This window comes from Klebsiella sp. 10982, assembly GCF_048589245.1.
In the GTDB taxonomy this organism is placed as follows: Bacteria; Pseudomonadota; Gammaproteobacteria; order Enterobacterales; family Enterobacteriaceae; genus Klebsiella; species Klebsiella quasivariicola.
The window spans coordinates 1-20,571 of the sequence record NZ_JBMAXV010000018.1 but is presented as its reverse complement, the minus strand read 5'-3'; the positions used below and the strand labels follow the sequence as shown (position 1 = coordinate 20,571).

General features: G+C 53.1%; 17 protein-coding genes. 6 read left to right on the top strand and 11 right to left on the bottom strand.

Annotated elements, in window-relative coordinates:
• Positions 1–9: 9 nt before the first annotated feature.
• From fabY to typA, 8 genes are all read right to left on the bottom strand, one after another.
• Entirely contained in the window at positions 10–951 is a 942-nt protein-coding gene (gene fabY, locus ACKLKD_RS14850; RefSeq protein ID WP_025710912.1) for a fatty acid biosynthesis protein FabY, read from the bottom strand.
• Positions 952–995: 44 nt separating this feature from the next.
• Complete coding sequence (gene dtd / locus ACKLKD_RS14845) at positions 996–1,433, bottom strand: D-aminoacyl-tRNA deacylase (RefSeq protein ID WP_004203627.1); 438 nt, start codon at positions 1,431–1,433, stop codon at positions 996–998.
• Positions 1,430–2,290 (bottom strand): virulence factor BrkB family protein, encoded by an 861-nt coding sequence (locus ACKLKD_RS14840; protein ID WP_025710911.1) that lies wholly within the window; start codon positions 2,288–2,290, stop codon positions 1,430–1,432. The genes dtd and ACKLKD_RS14840 overlap by 4 nt, the downstream gene beginning before the upstream one ends.
• A complete protein-coding gene (yihX, locus tag ACKLKD_RS14835) occupies positions 2,284–2,883 on the bottom strand; it encodes a glucose-1-phosphatase (RefSeq protein ID WP_025710910.1) in 600 nt (199 codons plus the stop codon). The genes ACKLKD_RS14840 and yihX overlap by 7 nt, the downstream gene beginning before the upstream one ends.
• A 150-nt stretch (positions 2,884–3,033) precedes the next feature.
• Positions 3,034–4,296 (bottom strand): MFS transporter, encoded by a 1,263-nt coding sequence (locus ACKLKD_RS14830; RefSeq protein WP_080897842.1) that lies wholly within the window; start codon positions 4,294–4,296, stop codon positions 3,034–3,036.
• 100 nt (positions 4,297–4,396) lie between these two features.
• The gene (locus ACKLKD_RS14825; protein WP_025710909.1) at positions 4,397–5,377 is read right to left on the bottom strand and encodes a sugar phosphate isomerase/epimerase family protein; all 981 of its coding nucleotides are present in this window, start codon (positions 5,375–5,377) and stop codon (positions 4,397–4,399) included.
• A 7-nt stretch (positions 5,378–5,384) separates the two neighbouring features.
• Positions 5,385–6,095 carry a GntR family transcriptional regulator gene (locus tag ACKLKD_RS14820; RefSeq protein WP_025710908.1) on the bottom strand — a complete coding sequence of 237 codons (711 nt, stop codon included), beginning with the start codon at positions 6,093–6,095 and terminating at the stop codon, positions 5,385–5,387.
• 198 nt (positions 6,096–6,293) lie between these two features.
• A complete protein-coding gene (gene typA, locus ACKLKD_RS14815; protein WP_002882755.1) occupies positions 6,294–8,117 on the bottom strand; it encodes a ribosome-dependent GTPase TypA in 1,824 nt (607 codons plus the stop codon).
• A gap of 378 nt (positions 8,118–8,495) precedes the next feature.
• On the opposite strand from typA, the gene glnA reads away from it, so the two are divergent.
• From glnA to ACKLKD_RS14795, 4 genes are all read left to right on the top strand, one after another.
• Positions 8,496–9,905 (top strand): glutamate--ammonia ligase, encoded by a 1,410-nt coding sequence (gene glnA / locus ACKLKD_RS14810; protein WP_004203622.1) that lies wholly within the window; start codon positions 8,496–8,498, stop codon positions 9,903–9,905.
• A 188-nt stretch (positions 9,906–10,093) separates the two neighbouring features.
• Positions 10,094–11,143, top strand: coding sequence for a nitrogen regulation protein NR(II) (gene glnL / locus ACKLKD_RS14805; protein ID WP_008807910.1), 1,050 nt, complete (start codon positions 10,094–10,096; stop codon positions 11,141–11,143).
• Positions 11,144–11,151: 8 nt separating this feature from the next.
• A complete protein-coding gene (glnG, locus tag ACKLKD_RS14800; RefSeq protein ID WP_025710906.1) occupies positions 11,152–12,561 on the top strand; it encodes a nitrogen regulation protein NR(I) in 1,410 nt (469 codons plus the stop codon).
• A gap of 110 nt (positions 12,562–12,671) precedes the next feature.
• Complete coding sequence (locus ACKLKD_RS14795) at positions 12,672–12,782, top strand: YshB family small membrane protein (protein ID WP_004152951.1); 111 nt, start codon at positions 12,672–12,674, stop codon at positions 12,780–12,782.
• A 35-nt stretch (positions 12,783–12,817) separates the two neighbouring features.
• On the opposite strand, the gene hemN is transcribed toward ACKLKD_RS14795, so the two are convergent.
• A complete protein-coding gene (gene hemN / locus ACKLKD_RS14790; RefSeq protein WP_080897843.1) occupies positions 12,818–14,191 on the bottom strand; it encodes an oxygen-independent coproporphyrinogen III oxidase in 1,374 nt (457 codons plus the stop codon).
• A 188-nt stretch (positions 14,192–14,379) separates the two neighbouring features.
• A complete protein-coding gene (gene yihI / locus ACKLKD_RS14785) occupies positions 14,380–14,886 on the bottom strand; it encodes a Der GTPase-activating protein YihI (protein ID WP_025710904.1) in 507 nt (168 codons plus the stop codon).
• 583 nt (positions 14,887–15,469) lie between these two features.
• Here yihI and yihA point away from each other — a divergent pair.
• Complete coding sequence (yihA, locus tag ACKLKD_RS14780) at positions 15,470–16,102, top strand: ribosome biogenesis GTP-binding protein YihA/YsxC (protein ID WP_002882734.1); 633 nt, start codon at positions 15,470–15,472, stop codon at positions 16,100–16,102.
• A 346-nt stretch (positions 16,103–16,448) separates the two neighbouring features.
• Here yihA and polA read toward each other — a convergent pair whose 3' ends face one another.
• Entirely contained in the window at positions 16,449–19,235 is a 2,787-nt protein-coding gene (polA, locus tag ACKLKD_RS14775; RefSeq protein WP_025710902.1) for a DNA polymerase I, read from the bottom strand.
• A 396-nt stretch (positions 19,236–19,631) separates the two neighbouring features.
• Between polA and ACKLKD_RS14770 the strand changes: the two genes are divergently transcribed.
• Positions 19,632–20,531, top strand: a complete 900-nt coding sequence (locus ACKLKD_RS14770; protein WP_025710901.1) for an acyltransferase — start codon at positions 19,632–19,634, stop codon at positions 20,529–20,531.
• Positions 20,532–20,571 lie beyond the last annotated feature (40 nt).

Below are 20,571 nucleotides of genomic sequence, written 5' to 3'. Positions count from 1 at the left end.
CGCAGGCGCTTACTCTTCTTCGTTGCCACCCTCTTCGTACGAGCCAAAGGGCTTCGCCGGCAGCACGATGTAGATCCCCTCGAAAACGGCGCCTTGTTTATCGTCGCCAAAAAGCTCCACCTGCATTTGCACGCGGGCTTTACGCCCCCGCGCCAGGCGGTCGAGGTCGCCGCTCAGCGATCCCAGGTCGGCGATGGCGCTGGGGCGGCCGCTAATGGGCTGACTGTAACGGATATGCGCATCCGCCAGAATGATGGTACCCCCCAGGTGCCGCTCGCGCAGCATCAGCCAGATAAGTCCCCAGCCGGTTAAGGTGGCGAGCGAAAACAGGCTGCCGGCAAACAGCGTATGGTGCGGATTCTGGTTCCCCGCCTCCGGCATGGTGGTAATAAATTTCTGCCCGGTGTACTGCTGAATGCGTACACCCATTTTTTCACTCAGCGGAATGTGCTGATACCACGCCTGCTGCAGCTGCGCGCACCAGTCGCCGCGATGCAAAATATCGTCCAGCGACGCGACCGGTTTAATCATCAGAAAATGGCGGATCGGCGTGGTGGTTGGGGTAGTGATCTCCCCCTGATTGACAAAGCCCAGCTTAGAGAAAAACTCCACTGCATCTTCGCGGGCGCTACAGGTAACCCGCTTCACCCCTTCCTGGCGCGCGACGGACTCGAGGGTCATCGCCATCAGCGTCCCGAGCCCTTTATCCTGCACCGAGGGATGAACGGCCATAAAGCGAATAGAAGCTTCATTCTCCGCATTGATATATAGCCGACCGACGGCAACCAGATTGCCCTCTTCATCCACCACCATCTGATGATGCGCCATCGCATCCCAGGCGTCGCGTTCCGATCCTTTAGGCTGATGCAGCGGCTTACGCAGCATCTCCCAGCGGAACTGGTAGTAGCTCTCTAACTCTTCTGCTGTTTGCGGTACACGAAGGTGATACATAGTCGTACTCTCTTTTGTTACCCGCAGCCTGCCCGGAAGCTGGGTCATACCTGCAACCAAAAGGTCACGGGACCATCATTGACCAAAGAAACCTGCATATCCGCAGCGAATCTTCCGGTCTGGGTGTTCATTTCCTGCTGGCGACAGCGGGCGACGAAATACTCATATAGCGCCTCGGCGCGGTCCGGTGCTGCACCTTTCGAAAAGCTCGGCCGCATCCCCCTCTCGGTATCCGCCGCCAGCGTAAATTGCGAAACCACCAGCACGCTGCCGCCCGCCTGCTGGACATTCAGGTTCATTTTACCCTCCGCATCGCTAAAGATGCGGTAGCCCAGCACTCGTTCACAGAGGCGATTCGCCTTTTGTTCATCATCGTCTTTCTCGACGCCCAGCAGCACCAGAAGCCCCGGGCCGATTTCGCCCGTCACTTCATCCGCCACGGTAACGCTTGCACGGGATACGCGTTGAATTAATGCAATCATGGTTGTTCTGTTTCTTCTGTTTTAAGTTTGCGGTATTCACCGAGAGTGACAGTAATTTCAGCGCCAAGCAAGACGATACACCAGGTCCAGTACACCCAGACGAACAAAATCGGTACCACCGAAATCACACCATAAATTAACTGGTAGGACGGAAAGGTAGTGATGTAGAGGGCAAATGCTTTTTTACCTGCCTCAAACAGCAACGCCGCCACCAGCGCCCCGATCACCGCATCGCGGTTACGCACCTGGGTGGTCGGCACAATACTGTAGAGCAGCCAGAACGCTGCCCAGGAAAGGATCAGCGGGAAGAGGCGGAGCAGATTATCAATCACACCGTCCAGATCGCTCGCCCAGCGCAGCGACAGCAGATAGGAACTGATCGCCAAACTCGCGCCCGCCAGCAGCGGGCCGAGGGTCAGGATCATCCAGTAGACGGCAAAAGAGTAAATTTTGGGACGGCTGCGCGTGCTGCGCCAGATGGTGTTTAGCGCACTGTCGATGGAGTACATCAGCAGCAGCGAGGTGACAATCAGGCCAAACGCACCCACAGCGGTCATACGGCTGGAATTGGCCACGAACTGCTCAATATAGCCCTGAATAACATCCCCGGTCGCCGGAATAAAATTGGCGAAGATAAAGTGGCGGATCTGTACGCTGACTTCAGAAAACATGGGAAAGGCCGCAAACAGCGCGAACACGACGGCTATCAGCGGCACCAGGGAAAGTAATGACACATAGGCGAGGTTCCCCGCCAGGGTGGTCATATGGTCTTCATCAATGCGCCGCCACAGCAGCTTAAGCCACGCTAGCAGCGGCCGGGTATGGTGGAGTAATTTTTGCTGAACGGTTTTTAGCATAGCTGTTTCGCGAAATAGTCAGGGATGGTCTTCTTCCCGGTCACCAGAATACTGGTGATCCCCAACCGGTTGGCCCCTGCTATATTATCGACGTTATCATCAAAAAAGACCGTATCTGCGGCGGAAAAGCCCTCTTCTTCCAGTACTCGCTGATAAATTTGCGCTTCAGGCTTACGCATTCCCATCTCCTGTGAGAGATAGATGCGATCGGCGGCAGCGCGCACTTCAGGGTATTCATCAGGCCAGAACGTGGTGTGAAGACGGTTGGTATTGGAGAGCACCACTACCCGATGGCCCTGGGCACGCAGTTTATGCATGATGGTAATCACCTCCGGGCGCAGTGCGACGAATACCGCCTGCCAACCGTGAGCAAACTGCTCATAGCTGAGGGACATATTCATTTCATGACACATGGCAGCGGCAAAGTCTTCATCGCTGATCTCGCCGCGCTCATGCTGATGGAAAGCCTCTCCCATGGTGAAATGTTGCTTAAGCGTCGCCAGCGGGATGCGGGTTAAATCACTCCAGGCTCCCAATACCCGGTTGAAGTCAATGTCGACAATCACATTACCTAAATCAAAGATATAGAGCATTTTTGTCTCCTTCCGCGCCGTGGAAAATTAACTTTAGCGGGAAAGATGAGGTTTGACTATGCATAAACCTGAAACAACCGCGTGGGTCGCCAGCCCCTGACGAACAAAGCCGCATAGCGCGGCTTTGAATAAACAAAATGAGGTGGGGGGTTATTCAGTCGCAGCGCGCAGCGTTTTCCTGCCACCGCTAATTCGTTTCACTAACATGACCGAAACGAACGCGCCGCAGAGCGCAAAGCCCGCCATGATGCCAAAGACTATCTTGTAGCCTGCCAGACCAGGGTTGAGATCAAGAATGTAGCCGTACAGGCTGTAGCAGAACATGGCCGGCGCATAGCCTATAAAGCTCCCCAGCGCCATGGCTGCGCCTGTCCGGTTTTCAGCGATTTTTGCTTCCCCGATCGGAGCAAAGAATACCGCTCGCTGCGTAAACACAATCGCGCCAAATCCGAGGGTACAGATCATGCCCAGATAGACCGGCATACTTTCATGGGGCAACAATATTAACGCGACTAAGGCCACGGTACTGACACAGAAGGTATAGAAGAGATATTTGCTAGGCGACTTAAGGATTTTATCGGCTATCAGGCCGCCAATCGGTCCGCCAACCATTTTTAAACAATACTGGTTAATGATGCCGTAGGCGCCCACCAGCGCCACCGGCAACAGGTAGATATTTTTCAGGAAGGGGATAAAGAAAGTAAGTCCACAGTAAACTGCATAAACGAAGAAGACGTTGAACGCGATGAGCCAGATGGTTTTATCTTTTAATACCGAAGAGATGCTACTTTTCTCTGTAGCGCTCTCGGCGATAGTTTTCTCAGGCGCATCCTCATCCTTTTCTTTCAGCATAAAAAACAGCATGATCCCGACAACAATCACGATGAGAGCGTAGAACCAGATCCCGGCTTTAAAACCCAGCAAACCGCTACCAAACCAGGTGAAAATAGCCAGGGCAGAGAAAGCAATAATCGTGTCGACAATCCCCCGTCCGGTTTCAAAGAAACCAAATAATCGCCCCTGCTGTTCGCTGTTACCCAGCCGACTCACCGACTTTAATAACACCGGCCAGTTCATCATATCGCAGGTGACACCAAATAAGGCCCAAACGAAGAGAATCCCCCAATATCCAGGCATCGTCGTCAGGTAAATTCCTAATAAACCTGTCGCAATCAGTGACAATGACATGGTGTAACGGCGAGGAAGCTTATCGGCAAAGTAAATTGACAAGAAAAAACCAATCGTGGTCACCACGGAGTTCACCGACATGGCATTACCTATCTGGCCATTAGTCAGATGAAAATAGTCCTGCATGGGAATATAAAAAGCATCTTTCAGTGAAGGCAGTTTATAAATGGTGCCGCCGCACAGGGTTAATAAACTGAATATAGCCCATTTCTTTTTCGTGAGCATAGGTTCCCCTAATGATTTAACATCATTTGGTTTAAGGAATATAACAAACCATCATCATTTATTAAAAATGATGTTCCGGTATAACGAATTATCAATAAATTTAGTGTGCCAGTACGGCAAGCGCTTCGTCTTTTATTATTTGCAAAGTATCTTCGACATATTTCAACTGCGCAATTGCATCCTGCTTTTCTTTCAGCAGTCGTTCTTCAAGCTGGTCAGCGTCAGGCAGTGGGGTTTCGCTCATCTGCCGCCACGGGATCCACGGGTTGTCACCTTCCGTGGCAAATCGGAACGGGGGTGCATAGTAATCCACCTCCTCTTCCAGGCCGTACGCGATGACCTGCGGCTGGTCATCGCCAAGGCAAATTAATTTCGTCAGCAGCGCCTTAAATGGCATATCGCCCTGGCCTGAGTTACAGGCCCGATGCCCAAGCCCACCGTTCTCAGCAATAATACAAGCATCTTTAATATGAACCTGCGTAATGTAAGGTGACATCAACGCTAACGCCTCAAGCGGTCGTTCATTGGCGTTGATCATATTGGCAAAGTCAAAAAGGAGCGATAGAGATGGCATCTCGCTGTGTTTAATTAAATTCACCAGTTCAACGCTTTTCAGATCTTCATGTTGCTCAAGGGCGAACGTCAGGCCGGTATGGCTATATGCTTTTTTAATATATTGAATATCGAAGGCGATTTTTTCAATAACGTCGTGTAAATGCCCTTCATAACGAGGATAAAAGCGAACGGAGGATGCGCCTGTTTTTAAGGCGATAGTAACGGCCTGATCGATAGTCTGTTTATCGGAGGCACTGGTCTCGATATGAATATCCAGCTGCAACGATTTTGCTTTATCACCAAACTCAGCTAACTGGATATCCTTCATATTGCTCAGCGAGTAGCGCTCGCCATCAAGAACATGTATTTTCACCCCCTTTAAATGCAGGCTGTCTGCGATGTTCAGCAAATCATTCGGTAAAATACGTTCAAGCCGCATATTCAAATGATAGGCATAGGCATGAAGGTAGAGCGGTATATTATCAATACGGGAAAGGATCTTCCCGGCGTTATCTTTAGTGACCATAAAATACCTACAAGTTAATAAAGAGATCCACAGCTTCAAATCGCCAGTATTCGAGATCTATCTGCACAATATTACCTGCACTATCGGCACGGTGTTTTTCAATCAGGATGGCTGGCAGGCCCGCAGAGCCGCCGATAAATTTGCTCACCTCTCCCGACATTCTTACGGGTCGAAAGGCCAGCTTTTTAATGACGACAGGTTTGTGATATTCACGCTCCCAAACGGAGGAAAAAGACTGGTTCTTAAGTCTGTCAATAAAACCTGGCGCGACGTTAGGATTGATAAAGGTCTCGTGGTAGAAAACTTTATGCCCTTCCAGCGCTCCCCAGCCGGTCACCAGATATAAATCATCAGCCGGGGTTGCTGCGAGCAGGGGCTTAGCAACGTCGGGATACTCTCGGGTACGCTGTTTCTCAATAAAGCCCCATGAGGGCTCTCTGCCCTGCTCAATGGCGGCCCGCTGAAAGCTCGCGGAGAGCTCAGGGCTATAATTAAAACGCGGCTGGGCGACAAACCATCCTTTACGGTCTTTACGAAAAATCCTCGATTCCGCTTCCAGGCCGAGCAGCGCCTGACGCAGCGTCATCCGTTTGATGCCCAGTAACTCACCAAGCTCTCTTTCTGACGGCAGTTTCCCCCCCGCAACCGTCAGCCCTTGCTTAAGCCACAGATCCAGTTTCTCTTTCGCATTTTCGACAGTGGAGAGATTTTCAGTCATTGTTTAATCCATTTGGTTTAAACCAGATGACTCATCTTACTCTTCCGTAAAAAAAGAAAGCAATTCCTCGCGCAAACTTTAGATATAAATGTGACCGAGCTCTCTCGGGATCCCGGAGACAGTACGACGATAAGCAGATTCCGCCCATAAAAAAACCCCGCCGGAGAGGCGGGGTTTAGCGAACAAAGAAAAGAAAAATTACTCTTCTTTTGCACCGCGCATCGCGCGTTTACGGTCGTTCTCGGTCAGGTGACGTTTACGGATACGGATAGAGGTCGGAGTGACTTCTACCAGTTCGTCGTCATCGATGAACTCCAGAGCCTGTTCCAGGGTCATCTTAACCGGCGGAACCAGAACCGTGGCTTCGTCAGTACCGGACGCACGCATGTTGGTCAGTTTCTTACCGGTCAGGCAGTTTACGGTCAGGTCGTTAGAGCGGCTGTGAATACCGATGATCTGGCCTTCGTAAACTTCCGCACCGTGACCGAGGAACAGCTTACCGCGATCCTGCAGACCGAACAGCGCGAACGCTACCGCTTTACCCTGACCGTTGGAGATCAGCACGCCGTTGTTACGCTGGCCCACTTCGCCCGGACGAACGTCGTCGTAGTGGCTGAAGGTGGAGTACAGCAGACCGGTACCGGAGGTCATGGTCATGAACTCTGAACGGAAGCCGATCAGACCGCGGCTTGGGATCACGTAGTCGAGACGTACGCGGCCTTTACCGTCCGGATTCATGTTTTTCAGGTCGCCTTTACGCTCGCCCAGCGCCTGCATCACAGAACCCTGGTGCTGCTCTTCGACGTCCAGCGTCACGTTTTCGAACGGCTCTTGTTTACGGCCGTCGATTTCGCGGAAGATAACTTTCGGACGGGAAACCGCCATCTCGAAACCTTCACGACGCATGTTTTCAATCAGAACAGACAGGTGCAGTTCACCACGGCCGGAAACGCGGAACGCATCAGCGTCTTCGGTTTCTTCAACGCGCAGCGCCACGTTGTGCACCAGCTCTTTGTTCAGACGGTCCAGGATCTGGCGAGAGGTAACGAACTTACCTTCTTTACCGCAGAACGGAGAGGTGTTGACGTTGAAGAACATGGAAACGGTCGGCTCATCAACGGACAGGGCCGGCAGCGCTTCGACATTCTGCGGGTCGCAGATGGTGTCGGAGATGTTCAGCTCGCCCAGACCGGTGATCGCGATGATGTCGCCCGCTTCAGCTACGTCGCTCTCGATACGCTCAAGACCCAGGTGAGTCAGCACTTTACCGACTTTACCGTTACGGGTTTTGCCTTCGCTATCGATGATAGTGACCTGCTGGTTCGGCTTCACTTTACCGCGTTTGATGCGGCCGATGCCGATGACGCCAACGTAGTTGTTGTAGTCCAGCTGGGAGATCTGCATCTGCAGCGGGCCGTCAAGGTCAACGTCCGGCGCCGGCACGCGATCGACAATCGCCTGATACAGCGGGGTCATGTCGTCAGCCATGTCTTCGTGGTCCAGACCGGCGATACCGTTCAGCGCGGACGCGTAAACGATCGGGAAGTCCAGCTGTTCGTCGGTCGCGTCGAGGTTAACGAACAGGTCGAACACCTGATCGACAACCCAATCCGGACGCGCGCCCGGGCGGTCAACTTTGTTAATGACCACGATCGGCTTCAGACCGTGGGCAAAAGCTTTTTTGGTCACGAAGCGCGTTTGCGGCATCGGGCCATCAAAGGCATCTACCACCAGCAGCACAGAGTCAACCATGGACATAACACGCTCAACTTCACCTCCGAAGTCGGCGTGCCCTGGGGTATCAACGATGTTGATACGGTAATCATTCCATTTGATTGCGGTGTTTTTAGCGAGGATGGTAATCCCACGCTCTTTCTCCAAATCGTTGGAGTCCATCACACGTTCTTGTGCTTCAGTACGTGCGTCGAACGTACCGGATTGCTGTAGCAGCTTGTCAACCAGGGTAGTTTTACCATGGTCAACGTGCGCGATGATGGCGATATTACGCAGATTTTCGATCACAACTTTGCCTCAGGCATTAGAAATAGCGCGTTATTGTACACGTATTAAGCGAAGGACTGAACAGGATCACAAACATCCTCCGCAAACAAGTATTGCAGAGTTTCTTTGTGACCGCTTTCACGGAGCGATAAAAGGGCACCGTAACAAAAATTGCACCAAAATGGTGCTCAATGTTCACACTGAGGCACTATTTTGGTGCATTATCTCCATCATGGTGCAGTCCTTTTGCACTATGGTGCGCATGATACAGCGTTTTATGGGGCATTTAAAAGTTGGCACAGATTTCGCTTTATATTTTTTAAGGCAACAACGCCACTTTTAAGCAGTATGAAGTTTTCGTTACCACGACGACAATGACCAATCCGGGAGAGTTTAAGTATGTCCGCTGAACACGTTTTGACGATGCTGAACGAGCACGAAGTGAAGTTTGTCGATCTGCGCTTCACCGATACCAAAGGTAAAGAACAGCACGTCACGATTCCGTCTCATCAGGTAAATGCCGAATTCTTCGAAGAAGGCAAAATGTTTGATGGCTCCTCGATTGGTGGCTGGAAAGGTATCAACGAATCTGACATGGTCCTGATGCCGGACGCGTCCACCGCGGTCATTGACCCGTTCTACGAAGAACCGACCCTGATCATCCGCTGCGATATCCTCGAGCCAGGCACCCTGCAGGGCTATGACCGTGACCCGCGCTCCATCGCGAAACGCGCTGAAGAGTACCTGCGCGCCACTGGCATCGCTGACACCGTCCTGTTCGGGCCAGAACCAGAATTCTTCCTGTTCGACGACATCCGTTTTGGCGCCTCTATCTCCGGCTCCCATGTCGCGATCGATGACATCGAAGGTGCGTGGAACTCCTCCACCAAATACGAAGGCGGTAACAAAGGTCACCGTCCGGGCGTGAAAGGGGGTTACTTCCCGGTTCCGCCAGTAGACTCTTCTCAGGATATCCGTTCCACCATGTGTATGATCATGGAAGAGATGGGCCTGGTTGTTGAAGCTCACCACCACGAAGTGGCTACCGCAGGTCAGAACGAAGTGGCAACCCGCTTCAACACCATGACCAAAAAAGCGGACGAAATTCAGATTTACAAATACGTTGTTCACAACGTCGCTCACCGCTTCGGTAAAACCGCGACCTTTATGCCGAAACCAATGTTCGGCGATAACGGCTCCGGCATGCACTGCCATATGTCTCTGGCGAAAAACGGGACTAACCTGTTCTCCGGCGACAAATACGCTGGTCTGTCTGAGCAGGCGCTGTTCTACATCGGCGGCGTCATCAAACACGCTAAAGCCATCAACGCCCTGGCGAACCCGACCACCAACTCCTACAAGCGTCTGGTCCCGGGTTACGAAGCGCCGGTTATGCTGGCTTACTCTGCCCGTAACCGCTCTGCCTCTATCCGTATTCCGGTAGTAACCTCTCCGAAAGCGCGTCGTATCGAAGTGCGTTTCCCGGACCCGGCTGCCAACCCGTACCTGTGCTTTGCGGCGCTGCTGATGGCTGGCCTTGATGGTATCAAGAACAAAATCCATCCGGGCGAAGCAATGGACAAAAACCTGTATGACCTGCCGCCGGAAGAAGCGAAAGAGATCCCGCAGGTTGCAGGCTCTCTGGAAGAAGCCCTGCAGGCCCTGGATGCTGACCGCGAGTTCCTGACCGCTGGCGGCGTGTTCACCAATGACGCTATCGATGCCTACATCGCCCTGCGTCTGGAAGAGAACGACCGTGTACGCATGACGCCGCATCCGGTTGAGTTCGAACTGTACTACAGCGTCTAATTTTGCTGTAAATCCAGGGTATGTCGTGTTGTGGCGCGGGATGCCCGGGATATTTTGTTGCCGTGGAAACTTTCAGCCCATCTCAGGATGGGCTTTTTTCTCCACCAACACGCTGATCTCGCGAGCTTTTTACCGCTAAAAAGCTATACTGCACTAAATTGGTGCACTCATTTTCAGGAGACTGTCGAATGGCAACAGGCACACTGCCCGATGCTGGGCAGATCCTTAACTCTCTTATCAACAGTATTTTACTGGTCGATGATGACCTGGCGGTGCACTTTGCCAACCCTGCGGCGCAGCAGCTGCTGGCGCAGAGTTCGCGCAAGCTGTTTGGCACCCCGTTACCTGAGCTGTTGAGCTATTTCTCACTGAATATTGGGCTGATGCAGGAGAGTCTGCAGGCGGGCCAGGGATTTACCGATAACGAAGTCACGCTGGTTATCGATGGCCGCTCGCACATCCTGTCGCTGACCGCCCAGCGGCTACCGGAAGGCTTTATTCTGCTGGAAATGGCGCCGATGGATAACCAGCGCCGCCTGAGCCAGGAGCAGTTGCAGCACGCGCAGCAGGTCGCCGCCCGCGATCTGGTCCGCGGCCTGGCACATGAGATAAAAAACCCGTTAGGTGGCCTGCGCGGCGCGGCACAGCTGCTCAGCAAAGCCCTGCCCGACCCGGCGCTAACGGAATATACCAAAGTGATCATTGAGCAAGCCGATCGGCTGAGAAATCTGGTCGACCGCCTGCTTGGGCCACAGCATCCGGGTATGCACGTTACCGAAAGCATCCACAAAGTCGCCGAGCGGGTAGTGAAACTGGTCTCCATGGAGTTACCGGACAACGTGAAGTTGATCCGCGATTACGACCCCAGCCTACCAGAGCTACCCCACGACCCGGATCAAATTGAACAGGTGTTGCTGAACATCGTCCGTAATGCGCTGCAGGCGCTGGGGCCGGAAGGGGGCGAAATTGTTCTCCGCACCCGCACTGCTTTCCAGCTGACGCTGCACGGGGTGCGTTATCGCCTCGCCGCCCGTATTGACGTTGAAGATAATGGCCCGGGTATTCCGCCCCATCTTCAGGATACGCTGTTTTATCCGATGGTCAGCGGCCGCGAAGGCGGTACCGGTCTGGGTTTATCGATCGCCCGCAGCCTTATCGATCAGCACTCCGGCAAAATTGAATTCACCAGCTGGCCGGGTCATACCGAATTTTCGGTATACCTGCCTATTCGGAAGTAGAGGTGTTTATGCAACGAGGGATAGCCTGGATCGTTGATGACGATAGCTCCATCCGCTGGGTGCTTGAACGCGCGCTCACCGGAGCCGGCTTGAGCTGCACAACGTTCGAAAGCGGCAATGAGGTGCTAGATGCCCTCACCACCAAAACCCCGGATGTCCTGCTGTCAGATATCCGTATGCCGGGAATGGATGGTCTGGCGCTGCTCAAACAAATTAAGCAGCGTCATCCAATGCTTCCGGTCATCATAATGACCGCGCATTCCGATCTGGACGCTGCGGTCAGCGCTTATCAGCAAGGCGCGTTTGATTATCTGCCCAAACCTTTTGATATTGATGAAGCCGTTGCCCTGGTCGACCGGGCGATTAGCCACTATCAAGAGCAACAGCAGCCGCGAAATGCGCCGATAAGTAGCCCAACCGCCGATATCATTGGCGAAGCGCCGGCTATGCAGGATGTCTTTCGCATTATTGGCCGCTTGTCGCGCTCATCCATCAGCGTATTGATCAATGGTGAATCCGGTACCGGTAAAGAGCTGGTCGCTCATGCCCTGCATCGTCATAGCCCGCGCGCGAAAGCGCCGTTTATCGCGCTTAATATGGCGGCGATCCCCAAGGACCTGATCGAGTCTGAACTGTTCGGGCATGAAAAAGGAGCCTTTACCGGCGCCAATACCGTCCGCCAGGGACGCTTCGAACAGGCTGATGGCGGCACGCTATTCCTGGATGAAATTGGCGATATGCCGCTTGATGTCCAGACTCGTCTGCTGCGCGTGCTGGCGGATGGCCAGTTTTATCGTGTGGGCGGCTACGCGCCGGTGAAGGTTGATGTGCGGATCATCGCCGCCACCCACCAGAATCTGGAGCAGCGGGTGCAGGAGGGGAAATTCCGGGAAGATTTATTCCACCGCCTGAACGTCATCCGGGTGCATTTGCCGCCGCTGCGCGAGCGCCGGGAAGATATTCCGCGTCTGGCCCGCCATTTCCTGCAGATAGCCGCCCGCGAGCTGGGCGTTGAAGCCAAGCAGTTGCATCCGGAAACGGAGACGGCGCTGACCCGCCTGGCGTGGCCGGGCAACGTCCGTCAGCTGGAAAATACCTGTCGCTGGCTCACCGTCATGGCCGCCGGCCAGGAGGTGCTGACGCAGGATCTACCGAGCGAACTGTTTGAGACCACGGTCCCGGACAGCCCGACGCAAATGCAGCCCGACAGCTGGGCGACGCTGCTGGGCCAGTGGGCCGATCGGGCGCTGCGCTCCGGTCATCAAAACCTGCTCTCCGAAGCGCAACCCGAAATGGAACGCACGCTGCTGACGACCGCCCTGCGCCATACTCAGGGGCACAAACAGGAGGCTGCGCGCCTGCTGGGATGGGGGCGTAATACCCTGACACGTAAGCTAAAAGAGCTGGGCATGGAGTAGTGATTAACGGCGTGATGAAAAATCGCCGAACAGCGCAAAGTGCTGCTATTTTGTACTTTACTGTTCCGATGAGTTGAGTATGATCGTGCCCGGCATTAGGGGAGAGCATCATGTTTGAATCACTGGTGAGTATGATATCGAGCGGCGCCGCTGCGAGTCACACGCCACAAACGGCAGTCGCTGCCGTGCTGTGCGCTGCGCTGGTCGGGCTGTTCAGCTAATTGTTCCCCCTCTCCTGCGGGAGAGGGGGAAAACCTTAAATTACCCGTGAGAACTGCTGCATCCGGGCCTTTTGCCGTAGATAGGCATCAAAGCACATACAGATGTTGCGGATCAGCAGGCGGCCTTTCGCCGTTACCTGAATTGCCTTACTATCCACCTCCACCAGCCCGTCATGCGCCAGCGGCGCCAGCAGCTTCAGGTCTTCCGCAAAATAAGACGCAAAATCCACGTCCCACTGCGCCTCGACCGCCGCGATATCCAGCCGGAAATTACAGATCAACGCCTTAATCACGTCGCGACGCAGACAGTCATCGCGGGTTAACGCGATCCCGCGCCACAGGGCGTTTCCTTGCTCAGCCACCTGCTGGTAGTACTGCTTGAGCTCTTTTTGGTTCTGGGCGTAGCTGTCGCCAATCATGCTGATCGCCGAAACGCCCATCCCCAGCAGATCGGTATCGCCCTGGGTGGTGTAACCCTGGAAATTGCGATGTAGAACGCCGTGACGTTGTGCGACAGCTAATTCATCATCAGGACGCGCGAAGTGGTCCATACCGATAAACTGATAACCTGCCGCCGTTAACGAGCCGATGGTCTCCTGCAGGATCTCCAGTTTCTGTTCAGCAGAGGGCAGATCGGCATCTTTAATCTTCCGCTGAGCGGCAAAGAGCGTGGGCAGATGCGCATAGTTGAACACGCTGAGGCGGTCAGGGTTAAGTTCCGCAACCTTTTGCAGGGTAAAGGCAAAGCTCTCCGGCGTTTGCTTCGGCAGGCCATAAATGAGGTCGATATTGGTCGAGGTAAATCCAATCTCCCGCGCATGGTTGAGCAAATCAAAGATGAACGCTTCGTCCTGCTCGCGGTTAACCAGACGCTGAACCTCTTTATTGAAGTCCTGCACGCCCATACTCAGGCGGTTGAACCCTTCAGTGCGTAAATGATCGAGGACATCCAGTTCGATTTCACGCGGATCGACCTCAATGGAGATCTCAGCTTCCGCGCTGAAATGGAAGTGGCTCCGCAACAGGGCCATCAGACGACTGATTTGCGCCTTATTAAGATAGGTTGGCGTGCCACCCCCCCAGTGCAATTGCTTAACCTGACGGTTAGCAAACAGTGGCGCGCGGTGAATAATTTCCTGTTCAAGGACATCAAGATACTGATCGGCCTTATGCTGCTGGCGGGTGACTATCTTATTGCAGCCGCAGAAATAACACAGCTTATGGCAAAACGGGATATGCACGTACAGCGACAGGGGACGCTGTGGGTATCGAGCCACAGCGGCATCGAATTCCGCCGCGCCGAATTGCGGTGAAAACTCCAGCGCGGTGGGATACGAGGTATAGCGCGGCCCGGAATAGTTATATTTCTGGATCAGGGCCAGATCCCAGTCGATTATCTGCTCAGACATGCTCACTCCTTCCGATGGTGCCGCCGACGGGTACGCCGTCCCGGCCCTACCGCACCGCGGGTCATGAGCCGGTTGCGCAGCCATTTCTGACGCCGCGACAACCGTCGTAGTTTAACGAATAACCACAGCAGATAACATATAACCAGAAGGGTTATAAGCAGTACCGGGAATCCGATGGGATGCAAATGTTAGTTTCCACCCTTCAGCAGACGCATCATATCTTCCTGCCGCTCTTCCTCTTCTTCATCTTCGTCATCGTAAGAGAGGCCGAGCTGTTGCATCAGCTCATCAATGCGATCCAGTTTGGCATCCACCCAGCTCTGCTCTTCAGCATTCAGGGTGCCGCCCTCTTCCAGACGTTCCAGTAGCGCGTCCAGGCGCTCATCATTCTCCAGCAACTCCAGCTCAGCCTGCGGTGAAAGCATAGGTTTCTCGCTCTTTGGTTTATGCTGCTTGGGAGCTGGGGTGCTGCTTTCGCTCACGCCCAGCGGGATCGGTTTTTTGCTGCCAACGCGCGGATCTTGCGCCTGACGCTGTTTTTTACCCGCTGAAGCCGCATCGCCGCCGTTCGCGCGACTTCCAGCCGCGTGGCCACGATGTTTCTTCTGCCGTTTGCGATCGCGAGCTTCCTGATTTAACTCTTCACGCGACTTGCGGCCGGATTTGCCACGGGTGGCGGATGTCGGTTTTTTCATGGTGTGTAATCTTCAGACAGTATTATTCAGTATAGAATTGAGGCGGAATCTAGCAGAAAGCAAGCAAAGAAAAAAGGCGACAGATTACTCTGTCGCCTTTTTCCTCACTGACCACCCTTTACGGGCTCTTCTTTCCCTGTTCGCTAACGACTTACCCTGTCTTTCCCTTAGCGTCCAACTATCCTTGTTACTTCCTTTTCCCTTCGAAACGTCTCCAAGACGCGCGTCATCCTGACAATCCTGTGGTCTTCGCCTCCTGGCGCTTCCTGACTCCTCGTCCTGAGTCCTAATCCTTTCAGCATCCCCGCCGTTGTGTATTACTTTACCTTGCTGACAAAAATCGACAACCAGTCTGGCCGTTAAAAATCCATTTTCAGATTTCTCTATTTTTATAATGTATTTATTTTCAGTAGGTTAATTGCAATTGGTCTCATTTTTCTCAGGTATGTCCTATACGAAGAATAGCCAATGTCTCACAAAGCGTATGGTTTTTACTTACAGAACCAGCGTGCGGTAAAAACAGCCTTTTTCTGCTGTTCAGGTATAATCCCTGCCATAGCCTGTTTTAACGGAGACGACCGTCTTGACCAACTGGAATTATCAACTGACGCACTTTGTCACTAGCGCGCCAGATATCCGCCATCTTCCTGCCGATACTGGTATTGAAGTGGCGTTCGCCGGCCGCTCCAATGCGGGAAAATCCAGCGCGCTGAATACGCTGACCAACCAGAAAAACCTGGCGCGCACCTCCAAAACCCCCGGACGTACGCAGCTGATTAACCTGTTCGAAGTCGCCGAAGGCAAACGCCTGGTCGACCTGCCCGGCTATGGTTATGCGCAAGTCCCGGAAGAGATGAAGATTAAATGGCAGCGCGCGCTGGGGGAATACCTGGAAAAACGTCTGTGCCTGAAGGGCCTGGTGGTCCTGATGGACATTCGCCATCCGCTTAAAGATCTCGATCAGCAGATGATCGAATGGGCGGTAGAGAGCGATATTCAGGTGCTGGTGCTGCTGACCAAAGCCGATAAGCTCGCCAGTGGCGCGCGTAAAGCGCAAGTGAATATGGTGCGAGAAGCGGTACTGGCCTTCAATGGCGATGTCCAGGTTGAACCCTTCTCTTCGCTGAAAAAATCTGGCGTGGATAAGCTGCGACAGAAGCTGGATAGCTGGTTTAACGAAATCCCGCCGCAAGAAGCTGTCGAAGACGCAGAGTAACCCCGCTTTTTCCGGATAACGGCGCTTAGCGCCCTATCCGGACGTTCATACTACGCAGTTTTAACTGTGTAAAACTTTTCTTTCGCGCAATAAAAAACGCCCCGGTCATAAATGACCGGGGCGGCTAAAATATTCAGCCAAATCCGATTACGTGAAGTAAAAGGTCTGAAAGATAGAACATCTTACCTCTGTACCCTACGCGAATAACTTTACTCTTCTTTCGCTCACGGATAAAGCATTTTTTGTAGTTTTTTTTCACTATTTACATAGCAAATTCAAATGATCCTCACAAAACTCTATAAGTTATGTTGCTTACTTACAGAAAATCGCTTTGTACTTTGTATACTTAGTGCGCTTGATCCCAATTTTCGCCGCTGCCCACTTCCACCAGCAACGGTACCGCCAGGGTGGTACTGTTCTCCATCAGTTCATGGATCTTCTTCGATACAGCATCAAGCTCATCCTTATGGACTTCAAAGACCAGTTCATCGTGAACCTGCATGATCATCCGCACGCGAGGTTGCTCCTTCCGCAGCCATTCATCAACAGCAATCATCGCCCGCTTGATAATGTCCGCTGCCGTCCCCTGCATTGGGGCGTTGATCGCCGCACGTTCCGCTCCAGCGCGACGGGCACCATTGCTGGATTTAATATCCGGCAGATAGAGTCGACGGCCATCCAGCGTTTCAACATACCCTTGCTCTTTCGCCTGAACGCGGGTGCGCTCCATATACTCCAGGACGCCCGGGTAACGCTCGAAATAAAGATCCATGTACTTCTGCGCTTCCTTACGCGGAATGTTCAGCTGGCGGGCCAGGCCGAAGGCGCTCATGCCATAGATCAGACCGAAGTTGATAGCTTTCGCACTGCGGCGCTGTTCGCTGCTGACGCTGTCCAGCGGTAAGCCAAACACTTCAGCCGCCGTCGCCCGGTGAATATCCTTACCTTCAGCAAAGGCGGTCAGCAGGCCTTTATCTCGTGACAGGTGCGCCATAATACGCAGTTCGATTTGCGAGTAGTCCGCTGAGACAATGACGTAATCTTCCGGCGCGATAAACGCCTGGCGAATACGTCGCCCTTCTTCGTTACGCACCGGAATATTTTGCAGGTTGGGATCGGTAGACGACAAACGGCCGGTAGCGGTAACCGCCTGATGATAGGAGGTATGCACTCGGCCCGTTTTAGGGTTAATCATCAGCGGCAGTTTATCGGTATAGGTGGACTTCAGCTTCGCCAACCCGCGGTACTCCAGAATCACTTTCGGCAACGGATAATCCAACGCCAGCTCTTCCAGCACCTCTTCAGAGGTGGACGGCGCGCCGCCCGGCGTTTTCTTCAGCGGCTTGATGCCCTGTTTTTCAAACAAGATCGTTTGCAGCTGTTTGGTGGAGGAGAGATTAAACGCTTCCCCGGCAATCTCATGCGCGCGCTGTTCCAGCTCTACCAGACGCTGAGCGATCTCCTGCGAATGCGCATGCAGCACGGCAGGGTCTATTTTCACGCCGTTGCGCTCAACCCGAGACAGCACCGGCACCAGCGGCATTTCGATATGCTTAAAGATATTCAGCGGACCTTCATGCTGCTGCAGCTTCGGCCACATCTTCAGATGCAGCTGGAGCGTGACGTCGGCGTCTTCCGCCGCGTAGCGACCAGCCTCTTCCAGCGCAATCTGGTTAAAGGTGAGCTGATTCTTACCCTTGCCGGCAATTTCTTCAAAGGTAATGGTTTTATGCTTCAGCCAGCGATCGGAAAGGCTGTCCATATCATGACGGCCCGCCACGCTGTCGAGGATGTAAGACTCCAGCATGGTATCGAATGCAATCCCGCGCAGCTCAATGTCGTAATTGGCCAAAATACCGCGATCGTATTTGAGATTTTGCCCGACCTTGAGCAGCTTCTCATCCTCCAGCAGCGGTTTAAGCAGCGCCAGCACACGCTCGCGAGGGATCTGATCCGGCGCATCAAGATAATCATGCGCCACCGGAACATAGGCGGCCACACCCGGCTCAACCGCGAATGAAAGGCCGACCATATTGGCGGAGATATTATCCAGGCTGTCGGTTTCCGTATCAAAGGCAAAAAGCGGCGCCTGCTTGAGCTTATCGATCCAGCTGAGCAGCGTGGCCTCATCAAGAATAGTGACATAATGCTCTGCTGAAAGGGCGGTGGCCGGTTCAACGTCTTCTGCTTGTGCCGCTGCAGGCTCTGCAGGTTTCGCAGCCGGTTTGCCGCCCTTCGCCTGTAGCCATTTCCCGGCCTCAACGTCGGTTGTCCAGCGCTTAAACTCATACTGTCTGAACAGCGCCAGCAAATCGTCAGCCGCCGGCGGCTGCACCTCCAGCTCTTCGCACGTGAGCTCCAGCTCGACATCGGTTTTAATGGTCGCCAGCTGATAAGAGAGATAAGCCACATCCTTGTTCTGCTCCAGCTTCGCCGCCATCGTTTTCGCGCCACGGAAGCTCAGTTCAGCAATTTTCTCCGGTTCCGCATACAGCGTATCGAGGCCACCAAGGCCTTGCAGCAGCGCCTGGGCAGTCTTTTCGCCCACGCCTGGTACGCCGGGAATGTTATCTGACGAGTCACCCATCAGCGCCAGGAAATCAATAATCAGCTCCGGCGGAACGCCATATTTGGTGACCACCTCATCAGGTCCAAGGATGGTGTTGGTCATGGTATTGATCAGGGTGATCCCCGGCGTCACCAACTGGGCCATGTCTTTATCACCGGTGCTGATCAGCACCGGACGTCCCGCCCTTTCCGCTTCCCGCGCCAGGGTGCCAATCACATCGTCAGCCTCAACGCCCGGGACCGCCATCAGCGGTAACCCCATCGCTTTCACCATCTTATGCAACGGTTCGATCTGCGCACGCAGATCGTCCGGCATCGGCGGACGGTGAGATTTGTAGTGTTCGAACAATTCATCACGGAAGGTTTTCCCTTTCGCATCAAAGACCACGACGGCGTGGGTTGGTTGATACTGCAGGATCAAACTGCGCAGCATATTGAGTACGCCGTACATAGCCCCGGTCGGCTCCCCTGCGCTGTTAGTTAGCGGCGGAAACGCATGATATGCGCGATAAAGATAGGAGGAGCCGTCAACGAGGATGAGAGGGTTTTCTGGGATCTGAACCATAATTTCCGTGCCTGTTTATCAGATTATGGGTAAAGGATGCCACAGACGGGCATAAAATCCTGAATTTTTCCCGCAATTCGCGGAAAAGATTCCATGATCGTCGCGATCGCATGACAACTTTGCTTGTGGATAACTTTGTGTATAGTTTTACAGCGTCAGCTTATCCGCCCCTGAAAATAAATGAATAAATACTATTAATCTTTATATATCAGTTAATTAAAAACAGATCGACGGTCCTGGCATCCATTTGATGACCCAATGCTCCATGTGGATAGAAGATCCTTGTTTTTTTCTGTTCTGTTAAGACCCGTCATTTGCCGCGTTTTCTGGTAAAATCAGCCTCTTGCGCGGCTTAAAGGCGCTCTTTGTTAGCCTAACTTTCTGAATAAATTAACTATGTCGAGATTACTCGCTGCGATAACACTTCCGCTGAGTATCGCCTTAACCATCTTAGTCACCATTATCTGCTCTGTACCGATCATCGTCGCCGGGCTGATTAAACTGCTGGTCCCTATTCCTGCGGTATGGCGCTCTATATCCGTTTTTTGCAATTTTATGATGTACTGCTGGTGCGAAGGGCTGGCGCTGCTGTTACATCTCAATCCCTGGATTAAATGGGACGTCCAGGGGCTGGAAGGCTTGAACAAAAAAAACTGGTATCTGCTGATCAGCAACCACCACAGTTGGGCAGATATCGTGGTGCTGTGTGTGCTCTTTCGCAAACACATTCCGATGAACAAGTATTTCCTTAAACAACAGCTGGCGTGGGTACCGTTTATCGGGCTCGCCTGCTGGGCGCTGGATATGCCCTTTATGCGCCGCTATTCGCGCAGCTATCTGATTCGTCATCCGGAGCGCCGTGGTAAAGATGTCGAAACCACCCGTCGTTCCTGTGAGAAATTCCGTTCGCATCCAACAACTATCGTCAATTTCGTAGAAGGCTCGCGTTTTACCGAAGAAAAAAAGCGCGAAACGCGCTCTCCTTACCACAATCTTTTACCGCCGAAAGCCGCTGGTATCGCCATGGCGCTCAACGTACTCGGTTCGCAGTTCGATAAACTGCTGAACGTCACGCTGTGTTACCCGGAGAATAATACAAGACCGTTTTACGATATGTTAAGCGGCCGCCTGACGCGCATTGTAGTACGTATCAATCTGATCCCTATTGGTGAAGAGCTGCACGGCGATTACGTTAACGATAAGAACTTTAAGCGTAGTTTTCAGCGCTGGTTGAATGGGCTTTGGGAAGAGAAAGACCGACAGTTGACGGAGATTATGCGGGATAAAGGAAAGTAGCCATTGCAAATGCAGGTAAAGTAACGCCGGTCAGTGACCG

What these genes read in the sequence shown, in the direction of transcription:
- fabY (WP_025710912.1), bottom strand. Translation starts at nt 951, where the DNA reads ATGTATCACCTTCGTGTACCGCAAACAGCAGAAGAGTTAGAGAGCTAC.
- dtd (WP_004203627.1), bottom strand. Translation starts at nt 1,433, where the DNA reads ATGATTGCATTAATTCAACGCGTATCCCGTGCAAGCGTTACCGTGGCG.
- ACKLKD_RS14840 (WP_025710911.1), bottom strand. Translation starts at nt 2,290, where the DNA reads ATGCTAAAAACCGTTCAGCAAAAATTACTCCACCATACCCGGCCGCTG.
- yihX (WP_025710910.1), bottom strand. Translation starts at nt 2,883, where the DNA reads ATGCTCTATATCTTTGATTTAGGTAATGTGATTGTCGACATTGACTTC.
- ACKLKD_RS14830 (WP_080897842.1), bottom strand. Translation starts at nt 4,296, where the DNA reads ATGCTCACGAAAAAGAAATGGGCTATATTCAGTTTATTAACCCTGTGC.
- ACKLKD_RS14825 (WP_025710909.1), bottom strand. Translation starts at nt 5,377, where the DNA reads ATGGTCACTAAAGATAACGCCGGGAAGATCCTTTCCCGTATTGATAAT.
- ACKLKD_RS14820 (WP_025710908.1), bottom strand. Translation starts at nt 6,095, where the DNA reads ATGACTGAAAATCTCTCCACTGTCGAAAATGCGAAAGAGAAACTGGAT.
- glnA (WP_004203622.1), top strand. Translation starts at nt 8,496, where the DNA reads ATGTCCGCTGAACACGTTTTGACGATGCTGAACGAGCACGAAGTGAAG.
- glnL (WP_008807910.1), top strand. Translation starts at nt 10,094, where the DNA reads ATGGCAACAGGCACACTGCCCGATGCTGGGCAGATCCTTAACTCTCTT.
- glnG (WP_025710906.1), top strand. Translation starts at nt 11,152, where the DNA reads ATGCAACGAGGGATAGCCTGGATCGTTGATGACGATAGCTCCATCCGC.
- ACKLKD_RS14795 (WP_004152951.1), top strand. Translation starts at nt 12,672, where the DNA reads ATGTTTGAATCACTGGTGAGTATGATATCGAGCGGCGCCGCTGCGAGT.
- hemN (WP_080897843.1), bottom strand. Translation starts at nt 14,191, where the DNA reads ATGTCTGAGCAGATAATCGACTGGGATCTGGCCCTGATCCAGAAATAT.
- yihI (WP_025710904.1), bottom strand. Translation starts at nt 14,886, where the DNA reads ATGAAAAAACCGACATCCGCCACCCGTGGCAAATCCGGCCGCAAGTCG.
- polA (WP_025710902.1), bottom strand. Translation starts at nt 19,235, where the DNA reads ATGGTTCAGATCCCAGAAAACCCTCTCATCCTCGTTGACGGCTCCTCC.
- ACKLKD_RS14770 (WP_025710901.1), top strand. Translation starts at nt 19,632, where the DNA reads ATGTCGAGATTACTCGCTGCGATAACACTTCCGCTGAGTATCGCCTTA.